The following is a 5,182-nucleotide window of genomic DNA, read 5'->3' as shown; positions in this document are numbered from 1 at the left end:
TTCAAACCAGAAGAATAAGACTTGCCAATAGAGGGAAAAGGGTGGTAATATAACAAAGCACTAAGTAAGGATATCGAAAGGAAATGGACTTTAAGAGGGCAATGAAAGAGGCGTAAAGGATAGAGAGATAAAGGTCCGAAAAAAAGCTTCAAAAAAACTCAAAAAAGTAATTGACAAAGCGAGTAGATATTGATACTATAGTCAAGCACGCTTCAGGTAGCGTGAGAGATCTTTGAAAACTGAATAGGAATGACAAACATTACAAAACAACGTCAACGAAATAAGTAAAAGAGTAGTGAGAGAACTACTTAAATAAAGAGTCAATCAAATGAAGAGTTTGATCCTGGCTCAGGATAAACGCTGGCGGCGTGCCTAATACATGCAAGTCGAACGCCGGACACCTAGCTTGCTAGGGAGAAGGAGTGGCGAACGGGTGAGTAATACATAAGCAATCTGCCCACAAAGACTGGGATAACCTCTGGAAACGGGGACTAATACCGGATAGGTAGGAGAGAGGCATCTTTCTTCTATTAAAGATGAGAAGCACTAGTGGATGAGCTTATGGCGCATTAGTTAGTTGGTGAGGTAACGGCCCACCAAGACGATGATGCGTAGCCGGCCTGAGAGGGTGAACGGCCACATTGGGACTGAGACACGGCCCAGACTCCTACGGGAGGCAGCAGTAGGGAATTTTCGGCAATGGGGGGAACCCTGACCGAGCAACGCCGCGTGAGTGAAGACGGCCTTCGGGTTGTAAAGCTCTGTTGTAAGAAAAGATAAACTAGGAGAGGATCTTAGTCAGACATTATCTTACCAGAAAGCCACGGCTAACTACGTGCCAGCAGCCGCGGTAATACGTAGGTGGCGAGCGTTATCCGGAATTATTGGGCGTAAAGGGTGCGTAGGCGGTCTGTTAAGTTCATGGTCAAATTGTGGGGCTCAACCCCATCGCGCCATGGATACTGGCAGACTAGAGTATTGGAGAGGCAAGTGGAATTCCATGTGTAGCGGTAAAATGCGTAGATATATGGAGGAACACCGGTGGCGAAGGCGACTTGCTAGCCAAAGACTGACGCTGAGGCACGAAAGCGTGGGGAGCAAATAGGATTAGATACCCTAGTAGTCCACGCTGTAAACGATGAATACTAAGTATTGGGGAGACTCAGTGCTGCAGCTAACGCATTAAGTATTCCGCCTGTGGAGTATGCACGCAAGTGTGAAACATAAAGGAATTGACGGGGGCCCGCACAAGCGGTGGAGTATGTGGTTTAATTCGACGCAACGCGAAGAACCTTACCAGGCCTTGACATCCCTTGCGAAGTTCTAGAGATAGGATAGAGGTTATCAAGGAGACAGGTGGTGCATGGTTGTCGTCAGCTCGTGTCGTGAGATGTTGGGTTAAGTCCCGCAACGAGCGCAACCCTTGTCTTCAGTTACCATCATTAAGTTGGGGACTCTGGAGAGACTGCCGGTGATAAACCGGAGGAAGGTGGGGATGACGTCAAATCATCATGCCCCTTATGGCCTGGGCTACACACGTACTACAATGGCTATTACAACGTGGAGCGACTGTGCGAACAGAAGCGAATCACTGAAAGATAGTCTCAGTTCGGATTGGAGTCTGCAACTCGACTCCATGAAGTTGGAATCGCTAGTAATCGCGGATCAGCATGCCGCGGTGAATACGTTCTCGGGCCTTGTACACACCGCCCGTCATACCATGAGAGTTGGTAATACCCGAAGCCGGTGGCCTAACCGAAAGGAAGGAGCCGTCGAAGGTAGGACTAATGATTGGGGTCAAGTCGTAACAAGGTATCCCTACGAGAACGTGGGGATGGATCACCTCCTTTCTAAGGAGAAAGATGTACAAAGGGGTTGTAGAGTAATAGGAATTCCTGTTCAGTTTTGAGAGATCTCGGAAAGACTCTCAAGAGTAGTTCTTTGAAAACTGAATAACAGAAGAAGACAATAGATAGGTCTTTTTCGTAAAGTTGTGATAACAAGATTAACAGAAAAAGTTGAAAGACAAATAGTTAACAGTTCTCGTACAAACGCAAGAAAGTGATTAAACGAATAAGAGCGTACGGTGGATGTCTTGGCATATAGAGCAGAAGAAGGACGCAGCAAACGGCGAAACGCCTCGGGGAGTCGTACACAGGCAACGATCCGGGGGTATCCGAATGGGGGAACCCGATACATAGGAAATGATGTATCACCCATAAGCCAATACATAACTTATGAGGAGAAAACCCAGTGAATTGAAACATCTTAGTAACTGGAGGAAAAGAAAATAAGAATGATTCCGAGAGTAGTGGCGAGCGAAATTGGAAGAGCCCAAACCAGCTATGAGCTGGGGTAGTAGGACCACGAGATGGTACAGATGAAGATAGCCGAATGAGATTGAAAGCTCAGTCGCAGAAGGTGCAAGCCCTGTAGGCGAAATTTTCAAATGACCTAGTGGGATCCTGAGTACGTCGGGGCACGTGGAACCCTGACGGAAGCAACCGGGACCATCCGGTAAGGCTAAATACTCCTATATGACCGATAGTGAACCAGTACCATGAGGGAAAGATGAAAAGAACCGCGGGAGCGGAGTGAAATAGATCCTGAAACCGTATGCTTACAAAAAGTCAGAGCACATTAATGTGTGATGGCGTGCCTTTTGTAGAATGAACCGGCGAGTTATCCTTACGTGCGAGGTTAAGCAGACAATGCGGAGCCGAAGCGAAAGCGAATCTTAATAGGGTGAAGAGTACGTAGGGATAGACCCGAAGCCGTAGTGATCTAGTCATGAGCAGGTTGAAGTCTGGGTGAATCCAGATGGAGGACCGAACCGACCCCCGTTGAAACGTTGGCGGATGACTTGTGATTAGCGGAGAAATTCCAATCGAACACGGCGATAGCTGGTTCTCCCCGAAATAGCTTTAGGGCTAGCGTTGAACGAATCTACCTGGAGGTAGAGCACTGAAATCTTGCGGGCGGCACCTAGCCGTACCAATAGATATCAAACTCCGAATGCCAGGCAAGAATATTCAGCAGTCAGACTGTGGGTGATAAGGTCCATGGTCAAAAGGGAAACAGCCCAGATCATCAGATAAGGTCCCAAAATTTACGCTAAGTGGAAAAGGATGTGGAGACGCGCAAACAGCTAGGAGGTTGGCTCAGAAGCAGCCATCCTTCAAAGAGTGCGTAACAGCTCACTAGTCGAGTATCTCTGCGCCGAAAATTTACCGGGGCTAAGCGTAATACCGAATCTATGGATTTGAAATTAATTCAAGTGGTAGGGGAGCGTTCCATACAGCATTGAAGGTATACCGGAAGGAGTGCTGGAGCGTATGGAAGTGAGAATGCCGGTGTGAGTAGCGAGATGTAGGTGAGAATCCTACACACCGATAGACCAAGGTTTCCAGGGGAAGGTTCGTCCGCCCTGGGTAAGTCGGGACCTAAGGCCAGGCCGAGAGGCGTAGTCGATGGACAGCAGGTTGATATTCCTGCACCCGCGGATCAAGTGAAGGAGTGACAGAAAAGGTTAACCAGACCCCTTAATGGATTGGGGATTGTAAGGAGGAGAGGCTGATAGGGAAATCCGTCAGCGGGATCAAAGCCTTGCAGGGAGTGAACGCGCGAGCAAGTAACGAAGATGGTGATACCGGTTCTCAAGAAAAGCTTCTAGCGTTAATTGATCAGTGGCCCGTACCAAAACCGACACAGGTGGTCAAGGCGAATAGCCTAAGGTGAGCGAGAGAACTGTTGCCAAGGAACTCGGCAAATTGACCCCGTACGTTCGCAATAAGGGGTGCTCGAAAGAGCCGCAGTAAATAGGCCCTAGCAACTGTTTAACTAAAACATAGCTCTCTGCCAAGTCGCAAGACGAAGTATAGGGGGTGACACCTGCCCGGTGCTGGAAGGTCAAGGGGATTAGTTAGGAGCAATCCGAAGCTTTGAACCGAAGCCCCAGTGAACGGCGGCCGTAACTATAACGGTCCTAAGGTAGCGAAATTCCTTGTCAGGTAAGTTCTGACCCGCACGAAAGGTGTAATGATTTGGGCACTGTCTCGGCAGCAGACTCGGTGAAATCTTAGTACCTGTGAAGATGCAGGTTACCCGCAACTAGACGGAAAGACCCCATGGAGCTTTACTATAGCCTGCTATTGAGTTTCGGTTAAGTATGCACAGGATAGGTGGGAGACGAAGAGACTGGCCTTTTGGGGTCAGAGGAGTCACCGTTGGGATACCACTCTTACTTGATTGAAATTCTAACTCCAGACCGTGATCCGGCTGGAGGACCGTGGCAGGTGGGTAGTTTGACTGGGGCGGTCGCCTCCCAAAGAGTAACGGAGGCGTACAAAGGTACTCTCAGAATGGTTGGAAATCATTCAACGAGCGCAAACGCAGAAGAGTGCTTGACTGCGAGACAAACAAGTCGAGCAGGGACGAAAGTCGGTGTTAGTGATCCGGCGGTGCAGAATGGAATGGCCGTCGCTTAACGGATAAAAGCTACCCTGGGGATAACAGGCTGATCTCGCCCAAGAGTTCACATCGACGGCGAGGTTTGGCACCTCGATGTCGGCTCATCGCATCCTGGAGGTGAATTCGCTTCCAAGGGTTGGGCTGTCCGCCCATTAAAGCGGTACGCGAGCTGGGTTCAGAACGTCGTGAGACAGTTCGGTCCCTATCTGTTGTGGGCGTTGGAAATTTGAGGAGAGCTGCCCCTAGTACGAGAGGACCAGGGTGGACATTCCTACGGTGCACCAGTTGTCACGCCAGTGGCATAGCTGGATAGCCGAGAATGGATCGGATAAACGCTGAAGGCATCTAAGCGTGAAACCGACTCCAAGATTAGATTTCCCATCATTTCAAATGAATAAGACCCCTTAAAGACGATGAGGTTGATAGGTCAGGGATGTAAGCACAGTGATGTGTTGAGTTGACTGATACTAATAGGTCGAAGGTTTATTCACGAAGAGAACGCCAACCTTACGAAAAGACAGAAGAAGTCTTCATAGCTGTTATTCAGTTTTCAGAGAACAGACTCTGAATAGATCCGGTGACGATAGCGAAGTGGCCACACCTGTTCCCATCCCGAACACAGAAGTTAAGCACTTCCGCGGCAAAAATAGCCCTTGGGTGAATCGAGCACGTTGCCGGGTCTTTTTTTTCTCTTTTTCTCTTTTTGGGAGTA

Annotated in this window: 3 rRNA genes; all 3 read left to right on the top strand. The window is 48.8% G+C overall.

Features of this window, described 5'->3' with window-relative positions:
• The first annotated feature begins 325 nt into the window (after positions 1–325).
• The 3 genes from HMPREF9013_RS05260 (at position 326) to rrf (ending at position 5,150) form a co-directional block, all read left to right on the top strand.
• Positions 326–1,850, top strand: a 16S ribosomal RNA gene (locus tag HMPREF9013_RS05260).
• 213 nt (positions 1,851–2,063) lie between these two features.
• Positions 2,064–4,961 (top strand): 23S ribosomal RNA (locus HMPREF9013_RS05255).
• Between the two features lie 82 nt (positions 4,962–5,043).
• A 5S ribosomal RNA gene (gene rrf, locus HMPREF9013_RS05250) occupies positions 5,044–5,150 on the top strand.
• Together the 16S, 23S and 5S rRNA genes form the textbook arrangement of a ribosomal RNA operon.
• The last annotated feature ends 32 nt before the right edge of the window (positions 5,151–5,182 follow it).

The organism is Bulleidia extructa W1219 (assembly GCF_000177375.1).
In the GTDB taxonomy this organism is placed as follows: Bacteria; Bacillota_I; Bacilli_A; order Erysipelotrichales; family Erysipelotrichaceae; genus Bulleidia; species Bulleidia extructa.
The sequence above is the reverse complement of the archived record's forward strand: the minus strand, read 5'-3'. Positions and strand labels throughout refer to the sequence as shown.